Genomic DNA, 19,749 nt, shown 5'->3' with positions numbered 1-19,749 from the left:
GTTGTTACATCAGGTCATAGGCGTCGACGTCAACGCTCACGCTCACGCCGCGCACGGAGCCCACCTCTTTGAGGCAGGCGTCGATATCATCAGAGACATGGTACCCCACGGGCGACTTCACAAGCAGATGGAAGCGGTAACGGTCCTTGGCTCTCTCGATTACACACGAAGCCGGGCCCAGCACCTGCGGCACGGCACTCCCCGCCCGCAAAAAGTCGGGCGCGGCGGCATGCCAGCGGCGCTTAAGAAGCTTTGCGATACGTCCGATGTAGTTCTGCGCGTCGTCTCGGTTCGCCGACCATACCAAGATGTTGACCAGGCGAACAAACGGCGGGTACAGCGCGTCGCGGCGCTGGTCCAGGTCGTAGTCGGTAAAGATCGAACGGTCATGCTCAGCGACGGCGCGAATGACCGGGTCCTCGGGCAGGTAGGTCTGGATGATCACCTCGCCGGGACGATCGCCGCGACCGGCACGGCCCGCCACCTGTTCCAGCAGATCGTAGGCGCGCTCCCCTGCGCGGAAGTCCGGCAGCTTAAGGGCGAAGTCGGCATTGACCACGCCTACCAGTGTGACCTCGGGAAAATCGAGACCCTTTGCGATCATTTGGGTGCCCAGCAACACGGCACAATCCGCCGCATCGAACTGCTCGAGCAACTTTTTGTGCGCGTCCTTGCCGCGCGTGGAATCGGCATCCATGCGAATAATGGCGACGTCGTCGGGCAGCATCTGGTGCAGCGCGTCCTCGATCTGCTGCGTACCCAGACCCATTTTTGCCAGGTAACGGCTGCCGCACTTGGGGCAGCGACTTGTGGGCGCCGGATAGGGCTGCACACGCCAGGAAGAACCACAGGTGTGGCACTGCAACGCATGGGTACGCTCGTGGTACGTAAGCGCCGTGGAGCAGTGGTTGCAGGTGGGGACGCAACCGCACTCGCGACACATCAAAAACGGCGCGAAGCCACGGCGGTTGTGCAACAGCACGGCCTTCTCGCGGCGCTCGACCACACGCTCCAAGCCCTCCATCAAGGGTTTTGAGAACATGCAGCGGCTGCCGTGCGAGAACTCGCGGCGCAGGTCGGCAATGCGGACTGTCGGCAGCACGGCGTGTCCCGGGCGCTCGGGCATCTCGACGCGCGTCCAGGTGGCACCGTTATACGTGCCACAGCGGCAGCGGTCGAGGGCCTCGGCCGAGGGCGTGGCGGAGCCCAACACGAGCGGGCAGCGGTAGCGCCGCGCCATCTCGGCCGCCACTTCACGCGCATGGTAGCGCGGGCTGGAACCCTGCTTGTAGCTGGTCTCGTGCTCCTCGTCGATGATGATGAGGCCCAAGTCGCTGAGCGGGCAAAAGAGCGCCGAGCGGGCGCCGACAACCACGCGGGCCGCACCGCTGGCGACCATATCCCACTGGTCCAGACGCTCGCCGGCCGAAAGGCGCGAATGGAACACGGCGACCGTCTCGCCAAAGCGCGAGCGGAAGCGGCCGACGGTCTGGGCCGTCAGCGAGATTTCGGGCACAAGCACGCACGCCGAGCGACCGGCCGCGAGCACGCGCTCGATGGCGGAGAGATAAACCTCGGTTTTGCCGGAGCCGGTGACGCCGTCGACCAGCACCACGTCGCCATGAGCGTCCAGACGGGCGCGCTCAATCTGCGCGAGCGCCTGCTGCTGACCGTTGGTGAGTGCGACCGGTGCCTTGCCGCTTGCCGAGGAGAGCGTGGTCTGTTCATTGCAGCCACGCCACGCACGGCGCTCCTCCACCACCACGACGCCGCGTTTTTCGAGCGCCTTGATGGTAGCCGACATGCTGTTATAGAGCAGGTTGAGGTCACGCGTCGTGACCGGGCCGCACCGCAGTGCCTCGATGAGCTGGCGCTGGCGGACCGCGGTCTTGGGCGGCGTATAGTCAAAGCCCTCGGGCGTGAGCATGACCCAGCGGTTTTGGATAGGCTTGACGGCGGGACGTTCAACCGTCCACACGCCGTCGTCGCCCTTGACCACGCGCGGGCTTCCACCCGGGGGCAAAAACAGGCGCAGGCACTCGGAAAGCGTCGCGACATACTCGCGGCTCATCCAGCGCGCGATACGGGCAGCCTCGGCGGTAAAGAGCGGTTTGCTGAGGATGGCTTCGACGGCTTTAATGCGCGCGGGGTCGAGCGCGCTATTGCCCTGCAGATCGCCCAGCTCGGGCGCAATGTCGACGATGTAGCCTGCGGCAGCACGGTTGCCAAAATGGACCAGGACCGTGGATCCGATCTGCGCGTCGCTAGCAAGGGGTTGAGGAATGCCATAGGCAAACGGCTCGGACAGCGCACGCGTCGGGATGTCGAGAACCACGCTCGCATAGGCGGCGATGGGCTCAGGTGCAGGCTTAGGCTGAGCCGAGGCAGCGGCAGACACTGGCTTCACCGGAACCTCCTCCGGTTCCGGCGAACCAAACAGCGACAGTTGCTCGGCCACGGCTCCAGCACCTCCTATCCCATACGTCTACAGAAACAAGAGCCCCGCTCGGGTGAACGGGGCTCGGATACATGCGTTTACACGGCTGCTACAGCGCCATCGTGCGGGCGCGGTCGATGCGCGCCAGGCAGTCGTCGCGGCCGACGAGCGCCATGGTCTCGCCCAGTGGAGGGCTCACCATGTTGCCGCAGACGGCGACGCGCACGGCCTGGAACACCACGCGCTTCTTAAGGTCCATCTGCTCGGGCAGCGGCTCAAGCGCGGCGTCGATGTTCGCGGCGGTCCACTCGTCCACGCCCTCGAGCGCGGCCTTGGCGGCATCCAGAATGGCGCCCATGCCTTCCTTGGCCAGGCCCTTGTTAACGGACCTCTCGTCATACTCGAGCGTCTTGGCCGTGGCAAAGATGGGAGCGGCGACGGTCACGGCGTCGGCCGGCATCTTGGTGCGCGGCTTGACGATGGCGGCAAGCGCATCGATCCAATCCTCGCCGTACTCGACATTACCCTCGATGAGACCCGCCTCGTGCAGCTCGGGGACCATGATCTCGTCGGCAAACTGAGCATCGGACATGCCGTTGATGTACTCGGCATTGACCCAATCGAGCTTCTTGGGGTCGAAGGTCGCCGGGTTCTTAGAGATGCGGTCGAGCGAGAACTTGCTGGCCAGGACATCGCGCGGGATGATCGTGGTCTCGCCGTCGAGCGACCAGCCGAGCAGCGCCAGGTAGTTGACGAAAGCGTCGGACAGGTAGCCGGCGTCGCGGTACTCCTCCACCGAGGTGGCGCCGTGACGCTTGGAGAGCTTCTTACCGTCGGCACCCAGGATCATGGAGATGTGGGCGAACGTGGGCACGGGCGCGCCGAGGGCCTCGTAGACCATGACCTGGCGCGGGGTGTTGGACAGGTGATCGTCGCCGCGGATGACGTGGGTGATCTTCATCATGGCGTCGTCGACGACGGTCGCGAAGTTGTACGTGGGCGTGCCGTCGGAGCGGAAGATAACAAAGTCGTCGAGCTCCTTGGCGTCGAAGGTTACCTCACCGTGGACGGCGTCGTGGATGACGACGTCGCCGCGGTCCTCAGGCACCTTGATGCGCAGGACGTAGGACTCGCCGGCCTCGATGCGACGGCGGGCCTCCTCGGGATCAAGATCGCGGCAACGGCGCTGATAGCCTTGGAAGGGGTGCTTGCGCTCCTGCGCGGCCTTGCGGTCGGCATCGAGCTGCTCCTTGGTGCAGAAGCAGGGATAGGCCTTGCCCTCATCCCAAAGCTTCTGGGCGGCCTGCTTGTACAGGTCCAGGCGCTCGGTCTGGGCGTAGGGGCCAAAATTGCCGCCCACCTCGGGACCCTCGTCCCAGTCCAGGCCCAGCCAACGCATGGCGCGCAGAATGATCTGTGTGTTCTCGTCGGTGGAGCGGGTGGGGTCGGTGTCGTCGATGCGCAGGATGAACGTGCCGCCGTTAGCACGGGCGAAAGCCCAGTTATAGATAGCGGTGCGGGCGCCGCCGATATGCAGCTTGCCCGTCGGTGAGGGTGCAAAGCGGACGCGAACGTCTGATGCCATGGAAATCTCCTCGATTGCAGGATGGATGTCTAACCGCACCAGTATAAAGCATCAAAGCAACCTCCGCACAAAGGGCACCGACCTACTCATTGGGGACAGACTTAAATGACCAGTCGTTGGAGACGTTCTTAGTTCAAGGCTGGTCATTTATGTCTGTCCCCAATGAGTAGGTGCGGAAAGGGTGTGAATGTTTGATTTACGCGCTATGATGTGCCCTTGCATAGAGAGCCCGGCGGAATGGTAACGGTCGCCGGGACACGTTTTTGAAAGGACAATCATGTCAGAAGAACTTCGTTCCATCCCGCCCCAACACGGGTCCTTTGTTTTTACGTCGGAGTCGGTGACCGAAGGTCATCCCGATAAGATCGCTGACCAGATCAGCGACGCCGTCCTCGACGCAATCCTCGCCAAAGAAATAGAGCTCCAGGAGCAGGGCTACATCGCCCCCAACGGCGTGCCTGCCAACGTGGAAAACGTCCGCTGCGCCTGCGAGACCCTCGTGACCACCGGCACCGTCATCGTCGCCGGCGAGATTCGCACCCAGGCCTACGTAGACGTTCAGGAAATCGCCCGTGGCGTTATCCGCCGCATTGGCTACAACCGTGCCAAGTTCGGTTTTGACTGCGACACCTGCGGCGTCATGAGCCTCATCCACGAGCAGTCGCCCGATATCGCCCAAGGCGTTGACGAGTCCTTCGAGACCCAGACCGGCGCTACCACCGACCCGATCGACCTGATCGGTGCCGGCGACCAGGGCATGATGTTCGGATATGCCTCCAACGAGACCAAGACCCTCATGCCCATGCCGCACTACCTGGCAAGCCGCCTGGCCGAGCGCCTGGCCGCCGTGCGCCACGACGGTACCCTCGCCTATCTGCGTCCCGACGGCAAGACCCAGGTCACCGTGCGCTACGAGGAAGGCAAGCCCGTCGAGGTCACGACCATCGTCATCTCCACGCAGCACGCTGCCGAGATCGAGGACATGGGCAAGATCAAGGCCGACCTCATCGAGCACGTCATCACTCCGGTCATGGCCACTGAGAACATGCCGTGGGATAACGCGGACATCTACGTGAACCCCACCGGTCGCTTTGTCGTGGGCGGCCCCATGGGCGACACGGGCCTCACCGGCCGCAAGATCATCGTCGACACCTACGGCGGCTACGGTCGTCACGGCGGCGGTGCCTTTAGCGGAAAGGACTGCACCAAGGTCGACCGCTCCGCCGCGTATGCCGCGCGCTGGGTCGCCAAGAACGTGGTCGCCGCCGGTCTGGCCGACCGCTGCGAAGTCGAGCTTGCCTACGCCATCGGCGTTTCCAAGCCCCTTTCAATCATGGTCGACACCTTCGGAACCGCCAAGGTTGCCGAGGACACGATCGTTGAGGCCGTAGAGAAGACCTTCGACCTGCGCCCGGGTGCAATCATCCGCGACCTAGACCTGCGTCGCCCCATCTACGAAAAGACGGCAGCCTACGGTCACTTCGGCCGCGAAGACCCCGACTTCACCTGGGAGAAAACCGACCGAGTCGAAGAACTCAAAGCAGCCTGCGGCCTGTAAGCTAACTCGAAAAGCTACAGCCAAATAACAACGCACCAAAAGAAGTACCGGCCCCAACCGGTACTTCTTTTTTATTTAAAGGTGGTGAAGATGAGCCTACCTGGGACATGGAATAAATCACAGGCCGATAAATTTTGCAGCAGAGCGACTCCAACCATGTATCCTAAGTTCCGAGGGCTTTAGTATTTGGTCGATCGCGAGTTCCGCACGAGCCGGAGGCCACTTAATGTGGCCTCCGTGGAGCAGGACTGTCCGAGCAGGCGACCAAATACTAAAGCCCTCTGAACGGTGGGACAGAGTATGCCCCGCCCCTCGGGACGACGGGATAGATAAGGAGCATCCATGGCAGGCAAGCCGCAAACACTAGCTACGACCTCGGCATTCGAGATCTTGGGCCCCGTCATGGTCGGCCCCAGCTCATCGCACACCGCCGGCGCCCTGCGCTGCGCCCAAGTTGCCGCCAGCCTGCTGGAAGGCCGCATCACCAAAGTCACCTTTGGCCTGTGGAACTCCTTCGCCCACACCTACCGCGGCCACGGCACAGACCGTGCGCTCGTCGCGGGCATACTGGGCCTCGACACCGATGACGAGAACATCAAGCAGGCCTTCGACCTCGCGCGCGAGCAGGGCCTCGAATATCACTTTGACATCAAGGGCGACGACGCCTCCATCCACCCCAACACCGTCGACATCGAAATGGTCGACGACACGGGCGCCACGGCACAGGTCCGCGGCGAGAGCCTGGGCGGCGGCAAGATGCGCATCAGCCGTATTAACGGCGTCGGCGTCGACATCTCGGGCATGTATTCCACGCTCTTCGTGGCGCACAAGGACGTCCCCGGCGTGCTCGCCGCGCTCACCAACCTGCTCGCCTACGCCCACGTGAACATCGCCTTCTGCCGCACCTACCGCACCGAAGTGGGCGGCCAGGCCTACTCCGTCTTTGAGACCGACGGCGCGCCCGACGACACCGTCGTCCCCATGCTGCGCAAGCTCGACAATGTCGATTACGCGACCTTTATCGAGCTCCCCGGTTCTGCCTCGTCGCTCTCTCCCGGCGTCTCGGCCAAGGAAATCTTCGACGACGGCGAGCAGCTGCTCGATGCGTGCGAGGAAATGGGGCTCAGCATCGGCGCCGTCATGGCCGTGCGCGAGGCGCGCCTGACCGGCGAGGCGCACGCCGTCGCCGCCATGCGCCGCGTGCTCGACGTCATGCGCGAGGAGACCACGGCCCCTATCGCCAATCCGCAGCGCTCGCTCGGCGGGCTTATCGGCGGCGAGGCGAAGCTCGTCGAAGCAACCCGCTGCAACGATTTGAGTGCAAGCCTGATGGGCGCCGTCCAGACCGACGCCGTTGCCCGCGCCATGGCCGTGCTCGAGCGCTCCGCTACCATGGGCGTGATTGTCGCCGCCCCCACGGCAGGCTCCGCGGGTGTTGTGCCCGGCTGCGTGCTGGCGCTCGCCGATCGCCTGCAGCTCGACGACGAGCAGGTCATGGACGCGCTCTACTGCGCAGCCGCAATCGGCCTCAACCTCACCACAAGCGCCTGTGTTGCCGGCGCCGAGGGCGGCTGCCAAGCGGAGGTGGGAAGCGCCGCTGCCATGGCAGCCGCCGCGTTGGTGCAGATGCTCGGCGGCACGCCCGAGCAGGCGCTCGACGCCAGTTCCATCGCGCTGAGTAACCTGCTGGGCCTCGTTTGTGACCCCGTCGGTGGCCTCGTGGAGGTGCCCTGCCAAAACCGCAACGCCATTGGCGTGGCAGCGGCCTTTAGCTCGGCACAACTCGCCCTCGCAGGCATTAAGAGCTTGGTGCCGTTTGACCAGATGGCACATGTCATGCTCTCGGTGGGCCACGCGTTGCCGGCCACGCTGCGCGAGACGGCAAAGGGCGGCATCGCGCAGGCTCCGGCCGCACTTTCGGCCTGTGCAAAATGCGGTGTGTGCGGATAGCGGCAAAGAACGACTCAAAGGTGGGACAAATGTCCCACCTCTTTTGAATGCCACCGTTTCCGTACCACAAACAGCAGGGCAATCGCTATAATGCAAGCCCAGTAAAAACACGATGAACCGCAAGGCGAAAATCGAAGGATATGCATACGATGTCGCAAAACGATCGAACTCAACTGATTCCCGATCCGCAGCAGCCGAGCAGGCACACCGGCGGCGTTCAGTCGCCGCGTCCTATCGCGCCGAGCCACGGTCAGCAGCGTAGTGCAGCAAACGCTTCCCAACGCCCGAACCAACAGCGACAGCAGCGTCAACAACGTCAGCAGCGCCGGGCAAACGGCAATGCGCCCAAGCAGCCCCCCACGCACGCTCGGGGCGATCGTGGCCCCGCGCGCAAACCCGCCGAGAACAAAAAGTCAGGCAAAAAGACGACGCTCTTTGTCGTCCTGGGTCTTATCGTCATTGTCTATATCGTAGGCATCGTAGCGTTTTCGCAGCTAGCATACCCCAACACCACCATCGCCGGCGTCGACGTCTCGTTCTCCAACGCTTCGTCTGCCGCCACCAAGGTCAACTCGGCATGGAAGCACTATAAGCTCACCGTGACAGGCGATGACTTTAGCTGGTCCTATCAGCCCGAGTCCGATGAACCCATTGTCGACGGCGAAGCTGCCTCAAAAGAGATCATCAGCCACAACGAGGCCTTTGTATGGCCGGTCCGCCTTGTGGAATCCTTAAGCGGCAAGACCAAAACAACTGCTACCTCCAACGAAGTCGATCTTGATCAAGACGTCGACCTGTCCATGCTCTCCGACACCTTTGACCAAAAGAAGTTTGAGAAGGATCTGGGCGCCGCCATCGACGAGTTTAACGAGGGCCGTTCGGGCACGTTCGAGGCCAATAGCTCCTATGACGAGCAGGCCGGCAAGTTTACCGTCGAGAAGGCGCGCTCCAACGAAAAACTCAACCGCGAGCATGTCATTAAGTATGCCGAGCTCGAGCTTGCCTCGCTGGCCGAGACCGTAGATCTCTCCAAGCTCGGCAACGATGCCTATGAGCCGCTCAATGGAACGCTGACCGATGATCAGATTCAGGCCGCATGTGATGCCGCCAACAACTTCCTGGGCGTCAACGTGACCCTCAAGCTCAACGGCGAGGACGCTGGCAAGGTTGATGGCAGCTCTGTGTTGCAGTGGATCAGCTTTGCCGATCCGGCCAACCCCACACTCGATACGTCGCAGATCAGTAGTTGGGCAGCCGAGCTCGCCAACGGCTTTAATACCGTGGGCTCCACTCGCTGGTGGACGCGCGCCGATGGCAAGCAGTGCGCCGTCGAAGGTGGCGACTTTGGTTGGTCCATCGACAGCAGCTCGCTCGCCAAGCAGGTCGAGGACGCCATTAACAACAAGCAGACCGGCGAGATCGAGATCAAGTACTCCCAGAAGGCCGACACCTTTACCGCAAAGGGAGAGCCCGACTGGAAGGCGTATATCGACGTCGACCTGTCCGAGCAGCACGCGCGCTACTATGACGAGAGCGGCAATATCGTGTGGGAGGCCAACTTTATTTCCGGCAAACCGGGCGAAGACGCCACCCCCGAGGGTGTGTGGCAGATCAACAGCAACGACGGCGGCAGCACCCTGATCGGAGCCAAGGACCCCGAGACCGGTAAACCCAAATATGAGAGCCCGGTGAGCTACTGGATGCCGTTTGAGGGCAACATGATCGGCTTCCACGACGCCACCTGGCAAAACGACAAGAGCTTCGATAACGCCGAGTCGTACAAGTGGTGCGGCAGCCACGGTTGCATCAACCTGCGCCTGGCCGACGCCAAGGCACTGCACGATTGCATCAAAGTCGGCCTGTGCGTGGTTGTCCACTCGTAGTGCAACGCGCGCATTCCTACAACGTGGAATCGCTGCGACCAATCTAACAGTTCCGAAAGAAACCATCCTATGCGCCCGCCCCAACCGGTGGGCGCATATAATTATCGAGGTTCTTTCTATAAAGGAGACGCTATGCCGAATGTCCCCACGATCACCCCGGGCCCAGATGATACCGAGCGCACGCCCGAAGGTGCCACCGAAACGTTTCCTCTGATTACAAACGTACATGCCGACAAGCAGAGCGGACGCGCGAACGATACGGCCGAGATTTCCGATGAAGAGGCATATGCCAAGCTCAAGGCAAAGCGTGCCGAACGTCGACGCAAAAAGCTGATTCGTCGCGGTATTGCCGCCGGCGTCGTGGGTGCCATCGCGCTCATTGCCATTGTCGCAACCCTGGTTATCAATGCGCAGCCACAGGGCGCTAGTGGGCCTGTGACTGACATGGTGACCGAGGGCACGTTTACCACAACGGTCGAGGCGAAAGGCCAGCTCAAACCCATTTCGTCCTCAGTGGTCTCCCCTTCTGTCGACGGCACGGTCGATTCTATCAACGTGCAGGCAGGCCAATCCGTCAACGAGGGCGACGTGCTTATGACCATTAAAAACGACGAGCTCGATCGCAACGTTGCCGAGGCGCAGCGTGCAGTTGCTGCCGCTCAAGAAGACCTCGCCAACGCGCAGAAAGCCGCAGCTGCCGCGCAGGCCACCCCAACGACGGACGTCGAGGGAGCTTCCGCAGCGGCTGGCGTCTCCGCCGCATCAGTAGACACGAACGCCGTATCGGCCGCGCAGCGCAGCCTCGCATCAGCCCAGGCAAACCTCGACCAGGCGAACGCCAAGGCCTCCAGTCGCACGGTCACGGCCCCGAGCTCGGGTAGCATCGTGGAGCTCAATGCCAAAGTGGGCGCCACGGTTACAGGCGGCATGATCATGGGCGAAAGCGATACGAGCGGCGGCAAGCAGTGCATGCAGATCGCCGACCTATCTAAGATGAAGGTGACCGTGCAGGTGGGCGAAAAGGACATCGCCAAGATCGCCGTTGGGCAGAGCGCCAACGTCACGTATCCCGCGTTTCCCGATATCGTGAGCCAGGGCACCGTCACGGCTATCGCGTCGGTGGCAAACTCCGACGCCGCCAACGGTGGCGGCGGCAGCGTAACCTTTAACGTCGACATTCTCATCGAGGCGCCCGACGCGCGCCTGAAGCCGGGCATGACGGCCGAGGTCTCGGTGGTGACCGAGCAGCTCGACGACGTGGTGATGGTGCCGACGATGGCGCTCATGACCGAAGACGGCGAACACTATTACGTCAACGTGGCGACTGATGAAGAGGGCAAGCAAACCCGTCGCGTGAAGGTGACCGTCGTGACGCAAAACGACAACGAAGCCGTAGTCGGCAAGACACAGGTCAAGCGCGACGACCAGGGCAACGAGATCAACCCCAACGTGCCGGTTACCAAGCTGCGCGATGGCGACACCCTCGTCATGGACACCGGAGCTGACGCAACAGCTGACGGCGGCTACAGCACGGATTCGGGCAGCATGTCTGACGACGAGGGCATGTAATGCGTCCCGTTATCGACATCCGCAACGTGCACCGCATCTTTGAGAGCGAGGCAGGTTGCGCCCACATCCTGCATAACGTGAGCCTGGCGGTAGATCCCGGCGAGTTCGTCGCCATTACCGGCCCTTCGGGCTCGGGCAAGTCAACGCTCATGAACATCCTGGGCTGCCTGGACAAACCGACGGCGGGCGACTATTACCTGCAAGGGCTCAACGTGGCCGAGCTCGATGATGACGAGCTCACCGAAGTCCGCGCCCTGAGCATTGGCTTTGTCTTTCAGAGCTTCAACCTGCTGCCGCGCCTGTCGGTTATCGAAAACGTCATGCTGCCGCTGGCCTACACCAATGTGCCCCGTAGCCAGCGCGAGATGCGCGCCGTGCACGCGCTGCAGGCCGTCACACTACCGGTCGACCACTGGGACCACCGCATATCCGAGCTCTCGGGCGGCCAGATGCAGCGTGTCGCCATCGCACGCGCCCTCGTCAATGACCCGCCCATCATTCTGGCCGATGAGCCAACGGGAAACCTAGACTCCGCCACTGGAGCGCTTGTGATGGAGACCTTCCATAGACTTCAGGAGCGCGGCAAAACCATCGTTCTTATCACACACGACCCCGGCATCGCCGCCGAAGCCGACCGTGCCGTGACCATCCGCGACGGTCGCATTCACGACGGCGCGTATATTCCACATGCACCGCGGACCCTGCGCAGCGCCGTAGATAGCCTGCCCATGATTTCCGCCTCCGCCAACCCGCCGAAAGGAGTGGTGGCATGAGCGCCCGCGATCTCATCCAGGAAGCCCTTCACTCGCTCGAGGCCAACAAGGGGCGCAGCCTGCTCACCATCCTGGGCATTGTCATCGGCATCGCCTCGGTTATTGCCATGACTTCGCTCATCGGCGGCATCCAAAATAGCTTGGTCAACAGCCTGGGCCTCAACGCAGCTCGTATGGTTCAGATCTATTCGTCCCAAGAACTCACCGATTCTGACGTTCAGAAGCTTCAAAAACTAGTGCCGCAGGTAGAGCAGATCGGAATTGTCGACAGCGCGTACACCGAGTACAAGACCGGCGATAAAAGCTATACCGTCATGGCACAGGGCGTCGATAGCGACATGCTCGACGCGGTGGGGGCCAGCAAGCTCGTTGCGGGGCGCACCTATTCCCAGGCCGAGTCTCAATCAGGCTCGCGTGTGGCGCTCATCAGTCGCGGCGGCGCCGATCAGCTTTACGGCAACGAACAGGACGCGGTGGGGAAAACCATCAAGGTGTCCAACGGCGAGGTGCAGATTGTAGGCGTGATTGATGGCGGCAACGACTCCATGGGCTCTCTCACGCTGTATATGCCACGCGAAACCATCTCAGGTCTGTTTGGCGACGAGAATCCCTCATTCCCCAGCGTGACGGCACTTGCCGCCGAGGGCACAGACATGGATGAGCTTTGTAAGACCATCGAGTCCAAGGTGCGCACGATGAAGGGCATCGCGGAGAATGATGAGTACGACAGTGTATCGGCGACCTCCATGAAAAGCGCCATCGATGCGCTCAACTCCTTTATGGGCGCGTTCTCACTCATCATGGGCTCTGTCGCCAGTATCTCGCTGCTTGTCGGCGGTATCGGCATTATGAATATGATGCTCACCAACGTGACTGAGCGCATCCGCGAGATCGGTATTCGCCGTGCCCTGGGCGCAAGTCGTCGCGATATCACCGCGCAGTTTTTGGCCGAGTCTTCGGCGCTGTGCGTCACCGGCGGACTGTTGGGTGTCCTGATTGGCTATCTGCTGGCCTGAGCTCTTGCGATGTTTGCCGCAGGATCAGGGGTTCTCGGCGAGCTCGGTGCCAGCGGGCAAATCACACCGAGCTTTTCAATCGCCACGGTATTGCTGGCCTTCGCCGTCTCCGTCGGCATCGGCGTAATCTTTGGCTTCTACCCCGCTCGCCGCGCGGCAAAGCTCGACCCGGTGGAGTGCCTACGCTACCAGTAAGCCACCACCAACAAGTTGCGGTGAATTAGGGACTGAATATGCTATCTAGTAGCAAAACAGACACTATTTCACCGCAACTTATTGAAGGGCTGCTTGCGCCAGTTCCGGGCGTCGTCCTCGAGCTATTGGCGGATGACGGGCTTGTACGGGTCGAGCTTGCTCGGGGCGCTCCTCCTCGCGGGCGGGAGGGCGCGCTAGGCGCGGCGAGCGCCTAGCGCGCGAACTCCCGTAAGAGCGCGTCTTCCACTTCCCGAAGCGAAAGGGCCCCGCCTCCCTCGGCGGGACGGGCGACCACGATACAGCGCGCTCCCACGTCGCGCGCGGAGGCGATCTTCTCGGCCGTGCCGCCTACGGTTCCCGAGTCCTTGGTCACAAGCCACTGGGCGCCCACCTGCCGAAGCATCGCCTCGTTGAGCTCGCGGGTGAAGGGCCCCTGCATGCCGATGACGTGCGACGGCGAAAACCCCGCGTCGATGCACTTCGTTATAGCACCGGGCAGCGGGAGCACACGCACGAAGAAGCGCTCCGCGTAATCGGCGACGCGCGTGTAGGGAGCAAGCTCCTTGCTCCCCGTCGTGAGAAGCGCGCGACCCGGGTTCTCGGAGAGAAAGCGCGCCGCGCAGGCGATCGACGCGACCGACACGACGCCTTTGGGAAGCGCCTCGACCGGGCGCGCAAGGCGCAGGAATCGTGTACCCACGGCGAGCGAAGCGGCCCGGATGTTGCCGCTTGCGAGCGTAGCGAAGGGATGCGTGGCGTCGACGACGATGCGCGCGCCGGAAAGTTCGCGCTCCATGTCGGCCTCGTCGAGCCTGCCCGCATGCACCTCGATGCCCGGAAGCTCGCCCAAAAGCTCGCCTCCGTACTCGGTTGCCGCGTAGGCACGGGCGGGGATGCCCACCCCGCTCGCCCATTCGCACAGAAGGCGGCCCTCGGTGGTGCCGGCGAAGATGCGCAGCGCCGGCGCGGATGCGGGCGCCGTCACTTCGGGCCGCCTGGGCGCGTGATCTGGTAGAGAAGCGCGTTCGTAATGGCGGCCGCCACGGTCGAGCCGCCCTTGCGACCCCTCGCGACGATGGCCGGCACGTGTCGCGCGAGTAGCTCCTCTTTCGCCTCGACCACGTTCACAAACCCGACCGGCACCCCAATGACGAGCGCGGGCGCGATCTTCCCCGCGTCCATGAGCTCGGCGAGGCGCAGAAGTGCTGTGGGAGCGTTGCCGACGGCCACGATGAGCGGACCCTCGATACCGCAAGCTTTGTCCATGCTCGCAACGGCGCGAGTCGTGCCCGCGGCGCGCGCAGCCGCGGCGACATCAGGGTCGGCCATGTAGCACACGGCCTTGCAGCCGAGCTTCGCGAGTGCGGGCTTGCTTATGCCTGCGAGCGCCATGTTCGTGTCGGTGAGCACCGTGGCCCCTGCGCGCAGTGCGTCGAGCGCACAGTGCGCGGCGTCATGGGTGAACACGAGGGAATCGGCGTACGAGAAGTCGGCAGTGGTGTGGATGACGCGCTTCACGACGGGCTCTTCGAGCGGCGGGAACGTGCGGCCGCCGAGCTCTTCGGTGATGATTTCAAAGCTGCGCCGCTCGATGTCGCCGGGCGCCATCTCCTTGGAATCCATCTAGTACTCCACTCCTTCCCTTGCACATATCCCCTGCTCGTAGGGGTGTTTCTCGCACCGCATCTCGGTTATGTAGTCGGCCTTCTCCACGATCTTGCGGGAAGGCGCGCGCCCGGTGAGCGCTACTTCGACGCCGCGCGCGGACATATCGAGCGCGCGGTCCACGAGCGCCTCGTCGACAAGCCCCTTCGAAAGCGCGTCGAGCGCCTCGTCGAGCACGAGCAGCCCCTCCTGCGCGCCCTCGAGCTCGGCGAGCGCGGAAGCGAGGTTCCCATCGTGCAACTCGCGCGTCGCGGCAAGTTCTTCCGACGTCATGGACCAGGTAAACTTGTCCGACGCCTTCCCCGCGAACACGGGCACGCCGAAATGCTCGGCGAGCAGGCGCGCCTCCCCGCTTTCGCCGTCTTTCAGGAACTGCACGACGACGACGCAGCGGCCTGCGGCGAGCATGCGAAGGGCGAGCCCCATCGCCGCCGTGGTCTTGCCTTTGCCGTCGCCATGATACACGTGGATCATACGCCCTCCTCGATAATGCGGTAGACATACTCCATGTCGAGCGCCCCGCGCACGGAGTCGGCCAGGCGGTCGAACTCGCGCGCACGGTGATCGGCCGCGGACACCGCGCCCTCAGCACCCACGACGCTCTCGGGCAGGCCGCGCATGCGCGCGAGCGAGCGCGCGAGGGCGAGTGCCACCCCCGGTTCGTCGAACAGGCCGTGGAGATAGGTTCCGAACACGTTTCCGCAGGCCGCGCCTTCTGGTTTGCCGCCAATCGTGCCCGCAGGGGCGCAGGAGACGGTCGTTTCGCCGTCGTGAATCTCGTACCCGCGCGCCGTCATGCCGTTCCACACCGAGAACGCGCCTTGGGCGCCCGTGATGCGCAGCTCCGACTGGGCGAGGCGCTTTTCCTCCTTGAACACCGTACTTGCAGGGATGAGCCCGAGCCCGCGCGCGGTGCCAGCGCCTTCCCTGCCGTGCGGGTCGGAAAGCTCGTCTCCCAAAAGCTGGTAGCCTCCGCATATGCCGAGCACCGGCGTGCCCGCGCCCGAAAGCGCGCGTACACAGGCTCCGATGCCGCTAGCCGCAAGCCAGCGCGCGTCGTCGACCGTGGACTTCGAGCCGGGAAGCACCACCAGGTCGGGTCGGCCCAGATCGGTCGTCGAGGAAACGTAGCGCACGCCCATGCCGGGCACGCGCGAAAGCGGGTCGAAGTCGGTGAAGTTCGAAAGATGCGGAAGGCGCACGACGGCGACGTCGATGACGCCGCGCGCATCGCGGGCAGATAGGCGCGGCGCGAGCGAGTCCTCGTCGTCCAGGTCGAGCGTAAGATACGGCACGACCCCCACGACGGGAACCCCGCACATCTTCTCGAGCGGAGCCAAACCCGGGCGCAGGATTTCCACATCGCCGCGGAACTTGTTCACCACAAGCCCCCGCAAAAGCGCGCGATCCTCGGGCGCAAAGAGCGCGACCGTGCCGTAGAGCTGGGCAAACACCCCGCCTGGGTCGATGTCGCCCGCGAGCAGCACGGGGGAGGACACGGCGCGCGCGAGCCCCATGTTGACGATGTCGTTTTCGGCAAGGTTGATTTCGACGGGGCTGCCGGCGCCCTCGATGACGATAACGTCGTTTTCCTCCGCGAGGGAATCGAACGCCTCCAAAATCTGCGGCATGAGCGCCTTCTTTCGCGCGAAGTAGTCCCTCGCAGCGAAGGCTCCCTGCGCCTTGCCGGCCACGATGAGCTGGCTTCGGTGGTCGCTTTCGGGCTTGAGCAGGATGGGGTTCATGCGCACGTCGGGCGCGATGCCGCACGCCTCGGCCTGCATGATCTGGGCGCGCCCCATCTCGAGCCCGTCGGCCGTGACACCGCTGTTGAGCGCCATGTTCTGGCTCTTGAAGGGAGCCACGCGCAGGCCGTCCTGCGAAAGCACACGGCACAGCCCCGCCGCAAGCAGGCTCTTCCCCGCGTTCGACATGGTGCCCTGGATCATGATGGGCTTCGCCCTACCCACGGGTATCGACCTCCTTCTCCGAGCCTCGGCCATCCGCGCCCGCCATAGCGCCGCTGCAAGAAGCGCCGCCCCGTTCGTCGGGTTCGCCTTCGCCCGATGCGCCTTCCGCCCGAAGCGCGCGACTGAACGCCATCGCAAGCCGGGCATTCTCCTTGTGCGTGCGCACGGCGACGCGGCACCAGAAACGGGACAGTATCGAAAACGAGTCGCACGTGCGGACCAAAACCCCCTGTTTATACAGGCGCTCGGGGATGTCTTTCGCCGGCGTGCGGACTAAAAGGAAGTTCGCATCCGACGGCACGACGGAAAGCCCGAGCGAGGAGAGCTCGTGGGAAAGCCACGCTCGCTCGCCCGCCAATACATCGCGCGTGCGCGAGACGTATTCGACGTCTTCCAGGGCGGCGATGCCCGCGGCCTCGGCGACCGAGGAGACGGGCCACGCCTGCCCCGCCCGACGAATCCCCTCGATGAGTTGGGCGTTTCCGCTGATCAGATACCCCAACCGCAACCCTGCCATTCCATAGAGCTTGGTGAACGCGGAGAGCACGGCCACATGGTGCGAACACGCGGCGCGTGCGGCCACGCTCCTTTCGCGGGCGTCGGGCGCAAATCCGAGGAAGCACTCGTCCACGACGAGCAGCGCGTCCACCTGCTCGCAGCGGAAAGCTGCGGCATCGATCACGCGGGGGTCGACGAGGCGCCCCGTCGGGTTGTTCGGATTGCAGAGGTACGCCACGTCTCCCGGCCCCTCGATCGCGCGGGCGAAGGAGGCGGGCACGTCGAAGTCATCCGCTTCGGAGAGCGGGAACTCCTGCACGCATGCGCCGTAGTACGATGCCGCCTCCGCATATTCAGAGAACGTCGGCGCGCACACGACGATGCGTTTCGGGCGTACCGCCGCGGCGAGCCGCCAGATGATGTCAGACGCGCCCGCGCCGCAGACGATAGTATCTTCGGGAATGCCCTGGGCGCGCCCTAGGGCGCGAACGAGTGCGAGGCTTTCCCTATCGGGGTAGGCGTCGATTCGAGAAAGCGCCTTGCAAGCTGCGGCGACGGCGCGCGGCGAGGGGCCTGCCGGATTCACGTTCACCGAGAAGTCAATGAGGTCGGAGGCGCCCCCTTCGCAAGCGATGCCGAGCGATTGCGAGCTGCCCCCATGCGTACGGGCGCGCAGGATTCCCCCGGCAGCCTGGGGCGCGGCGTGGTCTTCCCTCATGCCATCGCCCCCACGGCGAGCACGACCGCCGCGCGCGCGGCGCCGAAGACGACGAGCGCGCATACGGACGCGGCGAGCATGAGCCTTGTCGCCCGTGCGATGTCGCCCCACTCGATTTCGCGGGACGCGTTGCCTATCGTCGGTTTCTCAACGAGCTTGCCGAAATACACCGCGGGTCCCGCCAGGCGCAGCCCGAGCGCGCCCGCGCACGCTGACTCGGTCTGCGCCGAGTTGGGGCTCGCATGGCGACGCCTGTCGCGGCGCCAGATGCGCGCCGCCCCGCGCGCGTCGAGCCCGACAATCGGGCACACGGCGATCATGAGCAGGGCCGATAAGCGCGAGGGAATCCAGTTCACCGCATCGTCGAGGCGCGCCGAGGCGCAGCCGAAGTCGATGTAGCGCTCGTTTTTGTAGCCTACCATGCTGTCGAGCGTGTTCACCGCCTTGTACGCCATGCCCAAGGGCGCACCCCCGATCATAAGGTAGAAAAGCGGCGCGATGACGCCGTCGCTCGCGTTCTCCGCCACGGTTTCCACGGCGGCGCGCGCCACGCCCTGCTCGTCGAGAACAGACGTGTCGCGTCCAACGATGAGCCCGACGGCTTCGCGCGCCGCGACAAGGCCGCCCTTCGAGAACGCGCGGACCACGGCCAGGCTCTGGCGGCGAAGCTCGCATGCCGCGAGAATCTGATAGCTCGCCCATGCCTCGGCCACGAAGCGCAAGCCGGAGTGAACCATGCCGCAAAGATGCAGGATTCCCCAGGTCAAAAGTCCACACGCAAGCGGAAGCGCCACGGCGAGCACAAGCCCTGCGGCGCGCGTGCCCGCGGGCGTTTGCGGGAATGCGCCCCGCAGGCGGCCTTCGGCCCACGTGATCGCGCGCCCCATGGCGACGACGGGATGGGGAAGCCAGCGCGGGTCGCCGAAGGCAAGGTCGGCCGCGAACCCGGCGGCGACGGCAAGAATGGTCATCACCGGACATCGCCCCCCGAAGCGGGGCGAACGTCGAAAAGGCAGCGCCCATCCCAGGTGGCGGCCCATGCGCCGCCCGGCTCGGTATGCACGTCGAAGTATCCCATTTTCGGGACAGCTAGCTCGGAGAGCAGCGCTTTCACGGTACCCGCGTGAACGACGAAGACGGCGCGCCCGCTCCCCTGGGCACACTCCGATTCGCACGCCTCCCGAAACGCCGCGACGACGCGGCGGGTGAAATCGCTCTTGCCCTCGCCGTGCGGGCAGCGCGTCTCGCACCAGGAGTCTACCCAGGCGCGGTAGCGCGCATCCTCTTTAAGCTCGGCGGCGCTTTGCCCCTCGAAGTCGCCGAAATCCATCTCGCGCAGACCGGGGCACGCCATAAGCTCCGCGTTCGGGAAGAGGATGCGCGCTGTCTGGTCGGTGCGGGCCATGCCGCTCGTGATAACACTGAACACGTCACGATCGCACGCGAGGTCGCGCAAAGCGCGCTCGCCCGCGCTCGACAGGGGCTCGTCGGTGCCCGCCCCGCTGTAGCGATGGTCTTCCGTGCCCGCCGTGGCACCATGGCGCACGAAGACGACTTCCAAAGGCGCGCCCGCGCCCTGCGTCCCTCGAGGCGCATCGGCAAGGTTTCCTTTGATGACCTGGGGAATCCCGCACGTCATGCGCACGACGACGTCGGCGCGCGCAGCGAGCGCGCATCCCAGGCGCCCCGCGCGCTCGCGCCATTGGGCGTCTTCCGCACGCATGGGGACGACCCCCGAGCCGACCAAGGGCAGAATCACTGCGTCGAAGCCGATCAGCCGCTCGAGCGCCCGGTCAGCGTCGAGCGCGCGTACGAGTTCCTCAGCACGGTACGCGACGCGGCCGGCAAAAGCCGTGGGCACGCCGTCCTCCGCAAGCTGCGCCGCGTCGACGAAATCGTCCGCCGCGAAACCGAGCTTTTCGCGCACGAAGG

General features: G+C 64.1%; 16 protein-coding genes. 7 read left to right on the top strand and 9 right to left on the bottom strand.

The window, feature by feature from the left end:
* Nucleotides 1-4: 4 nt before the first annotated feature.
* Together priA and gltX are read right to left on the bottom strand one after the other, a co-directional pair.
* Nucleotides 5-2,398: a primosomal protein N' gene (gene priA, locus AAAV44_RS03835; protein WP_349114656.1), complete on the bottom strand. Its 2,394-nt coding sequence runs from the start codon at nucleotides 2,396-2,398 to the stop codon at nucleotides 5-7.
* A gap of 148 nt (nucleotides 2,399-2,546) precedes the next feature.
* On the bottom strand, nucleotides 2,547-4,022 hold the full coding sequence (gene gltX / locus AAAV44_RS03830) for a glutamate--tRNA ligase (protein ID WP_349114632.1): 1,476 nt from the start codon (nucleotides 4,020-4,022) through the stop codon (nucleotides 2,547-2,549).
* 277 nt (nucleotides 4,023-4,299) lie between these two features.
* Between gltX and metK the strand changes: the two genes are divergently transcribed.
* The 7 genes from metK to AAAV44_RS03795 all read left to right on the top strand — a co-directional run bounded on the left by metK (nucleotide 4,300) and on the right by AAAV44_RS03795 (nucleotide 12,966).
* Nucleotides 4,300-5,580 carry a methionine adenosyltransferase gene (gene metK, locus AAAV44_RS03825; protein ID WP_349114631.1) on the top strand — a complete coding sequence of 427 codons (1,281 nt, stop codon included), beginning with the start codon at nucleotides 4,300-4,302 and terminating at the stop codon, nucleotides 5,578-5,580.
* Nucleotides 5,581-5,922: 342 nt separating this feature from the next.
* A complete protein-coding gene (gene sdaAA / locus AAAV44_RS03820; RefSeq protein ID WP_349114630.1) occupies nucleotides 5,923-7,530 on the top strand; it encodes an L-serine ammonia-lyase, iron-sulfur-dependent, subunit alpha in 1,608 nt (535 codons plus the stop codon).
* 149 nt (nucleotides 7,531-7,679) lie between these two features.
* A complete protein-coding gene (locus tag AAAV44_RS03815) occupies nucleotides 7,680-9,413 on the top strand; it encodes a L,D-transpeptidase (RefSeq protein ID WP_349114628.1) in 1,734 nt (577 codons plus the stop codon).
* Between the two features lie 132 nt (nucleotides 9,414-9,545).
* Complete coding sequence (locus tag AAAV44_RS03810) at nucleotides 9,546-10,982, top strand: efflux RND transporter periplasmic adaptor subunit (RefSeq protein ID WP_349114627.1); 1,437 nt, start codon at nucleotides 9,546-9,548, stop codon at nucleotides 10,980-10,982.
* A complete protein-coding gene (locus tag AAAV44_RS03805; RefSeq protein WP_349091719.1) occupies nucleotides 10,982-11,755 on the top strand; it encodes an ABC transporter ATP-binding protein in 774 nt (257 codons plus the stop codon). The genes AAAV44_RS03810 and AAAV44_RS03805 overlap by 1 nt, the downstream gene beginning before the upstream one ends.
* Nucleotides 11,752-12,771 carry an ABC transporter permease gene (locus AAAV44_RS03800; RefSeq protein WP_349114625.1) on the top strand — a complete coding sequence of 340 codons (1,020 nt, stop codon included), beginning with the start codon at nucleotides 11,752-11,754 and terminating at the stop codon, nucleotides 12,769-12,771. The genes AAAV44_RS03805 and AAAV44_RS03800 overlap by 4 nt, the downstream gene beginning before the upstream one ends.
* A 9-nt stretch (nucleotides 12,772-12,780) precedes the next feature.
* Nucleotides 12,781-12,966, top strand: a complete 186-nt coding sequence (locus AAAV44_RS03795) for a hypothetical protein (RefSeq protein ID WP_349114624.1) — start codon at nucleotides 12,781-12,783, stop codon at nucleotides 12,964-12,966.
* A gap of 211 nt (nucleotides 12,967-13,177) precedes the next feature.
* On the opposite strand, the gene cobK is transcribed toward AAAV44_RS03795, so the two are convergent.
* The 7 genes from cobK to AAAV44_RS03760 are packed head-to-tail and all read right to left on the bottom strand — an operon-like array spanning nucleotide 13,178 to nucleotide 19,744.
* Nucleotides 13,178-13,951, bottom strand: a complete 774-nt coding sequence (cobK, locus tag AAAV44_RS03790; RefSeq protein ID WP_349114622.1) for a precorrin-6A reductase — start codon at nucleotides 13,949-13,951, stop codon at nucleotides 13,178-13,180.
* Nucleotides 13,948-14,589 carry a precorrin-8X methylmutase gene (locus AAAV44_RS03785; RefSeq protein ID WP_349114621.1) on the bottom strand — a complete coding sequence of 214 codons (642 nt, stop codon included), beginning with the start codon at nucleotides 14,587-14,589 and terminating at the stop codon, nucleotides 13,948-13,950. The genes cobK and AAAV44_RS03785 overlap by 4 nt, the downstream gene beginning before the upstream one ends.
* Nucleotides 14,590-15,105, bottom strand: coding sequence for a cob(I)yrinic acid a,c-diamide adenosyltransferase (locus AAAV44_RS03780; protein WP_349114619.1), 516 nt, complete (start codon nucleotides 15,103-15,105; stop codon nucleotides 14,590-14,592).
* Entirely contained in the window at nucleotides 15,102-16,601 is a 1,500-nt protein-coding gene (locus AAAV44_RS03775; RefSeq protein ID WP_349114618.1) for a cobyric acid synthase, read from the bottom strand. The genes AAAV44_RS03780 and AAAV44_RS03775 overlap by 4 nt, the downstream gene beginning before the upstream one ends.
* Entirely contained in the window at nucleotides 16,594-17,817 is a 1,224-nt protein-coding gene (locus tag AAAV44_RS03770) for a histidinol-phosphate transaminase (RefSeq protein WP_349114617.1), read from the bottom strand. The genes AAAV44_RS03775 and AAAV44_RS03770 overlap by 8 nt, the downstream gene beginning before the upstream one ends.
* Nucleotides 17,814-18,788, bottom strand: a complete 975-nt coding sequence (cbiB, locus tag AAAV44_RS03765; RefSeq protein WP_349114655.1) for an adenosylcobinamide-phosphate synthase CbiB — start codon at nucleotides 18,786-18,788, stop codon at nucleotides 17,814-17,816. Before cbiB ends, AAAV44_RS03770 begins: the two co-directional genes overlap by 4 nt.
* On the bottom strand, nucleotides 18,788-19,744 hold the full coding sequence (locus AAAV44_RS03760) for a histidine phosphatase family protein (RefSeq protein ID WP_349114615.1): 957 nt from the start codon (nucleotides 19,742-19,744) through the stop codon (nucleotides 18,788-18,790). The genes cbiB and AAAV44_RS03760 overlap by 1 nt, the downstream gene beginning before the upstream one ends.
* Between the last annotated feature and the right edge of the window lie 5 nt (nucleotides 19,745-19,749).

The sequence above is a fragment of the Collinsella sp. CLA-AP-H1 genome (genome assembly GCF_040092945.1).
Lineage (GTDB): Bacteria > Actinomycetota > Coriobacteriia > Coriobacteriales > Coriobacteriaceae > Collinsella.
Note: the sequence above shows the minus strand (reverse complement) of the source record. Positions and strands in the feature narration are given on the sequence as shown.

Coding starts and splice junctions, on each gene's coding strand:
- gltX (WP_349114632.1), bottom strand. CDS start 4,022: ATGGCATCAGACGTTCGCGTCCGCTTTGCACCCTCACCGACGGGCAAG.
- metK (WP_349114631.1), top strand. CDS start 4,300: ATGTCAGAAGAACTTCGTTCCATCCCGCCCCAACACGGGTCCTTTGTT.
- sdaAA (WP_349114630.1), top strand. CDS start 5,923: ATGGCAGGCAAGCCGCAAACACTAGCTACGACCTCGGCATTCGAGATC.
- AAAV44_RS03815 (WP_349114628.1), top strand. CDS start 7,680: ATGTCGCAAAACGATCGAACTCAACTGATTCCCGATCCGCAGCAGCCG.
- AAAV44_RS03810 (WP_349114627.1), top strand. CDS start 9,546: ATGCCGAATGTCCCCACGATCACCCCGGGCCCAGATGATACCGAGCGC.
- AAAV44_RS03805 (WP_349091719.1), top strand. CDS start 10,982: ATGCGTCCCGTTATCGACATCCGCAACGTGCACCGCATCTTTGAGAGC.
- AAAV44_RS03800 (WP_349114625.1), top strand. CDS start 11,752: ATGAGCGCCCGCGATCTCATCCAGGAAGCCCTTCACTCGCTCGAGGCC.
- AAAV44_RS03795 (WP_349114624.1), top strand. CDS start 12,781: ATGTTTGCCGCAGGATCAGGGGTTCTCGGCGAGCTCGGTGCCAGCGGG.
- AAAV44_RS03785 (WP_349114621.1), bottom strand. CDS start 14,589: ATGGATTCCAAGGAGATGGCGCCCGGCGACATCGAGCGGCGCAGCTTT.
- AAAV44_RS03780 (WP_349114619.1), bottom strand. CDS start 15,105: ATGATCCACGTGTATCATGGCGACGGCAAAGGCAAGACCACGGCGGCG.
- AAAV44_RS03770 (WP_349114617.1), bottom strand. CDS start 17,817: ATGAGGGAAGACCACGCCGCGCCCCAGGCTGCCGGGGGAATCCTGCGC.
- cbiB (WP_349114655.1), bottom strand. CDS start 18,788: ATGACCATTCTTGCCGTCGCCGCCGGGTTCGCGGCCGACCTTGCCTTC.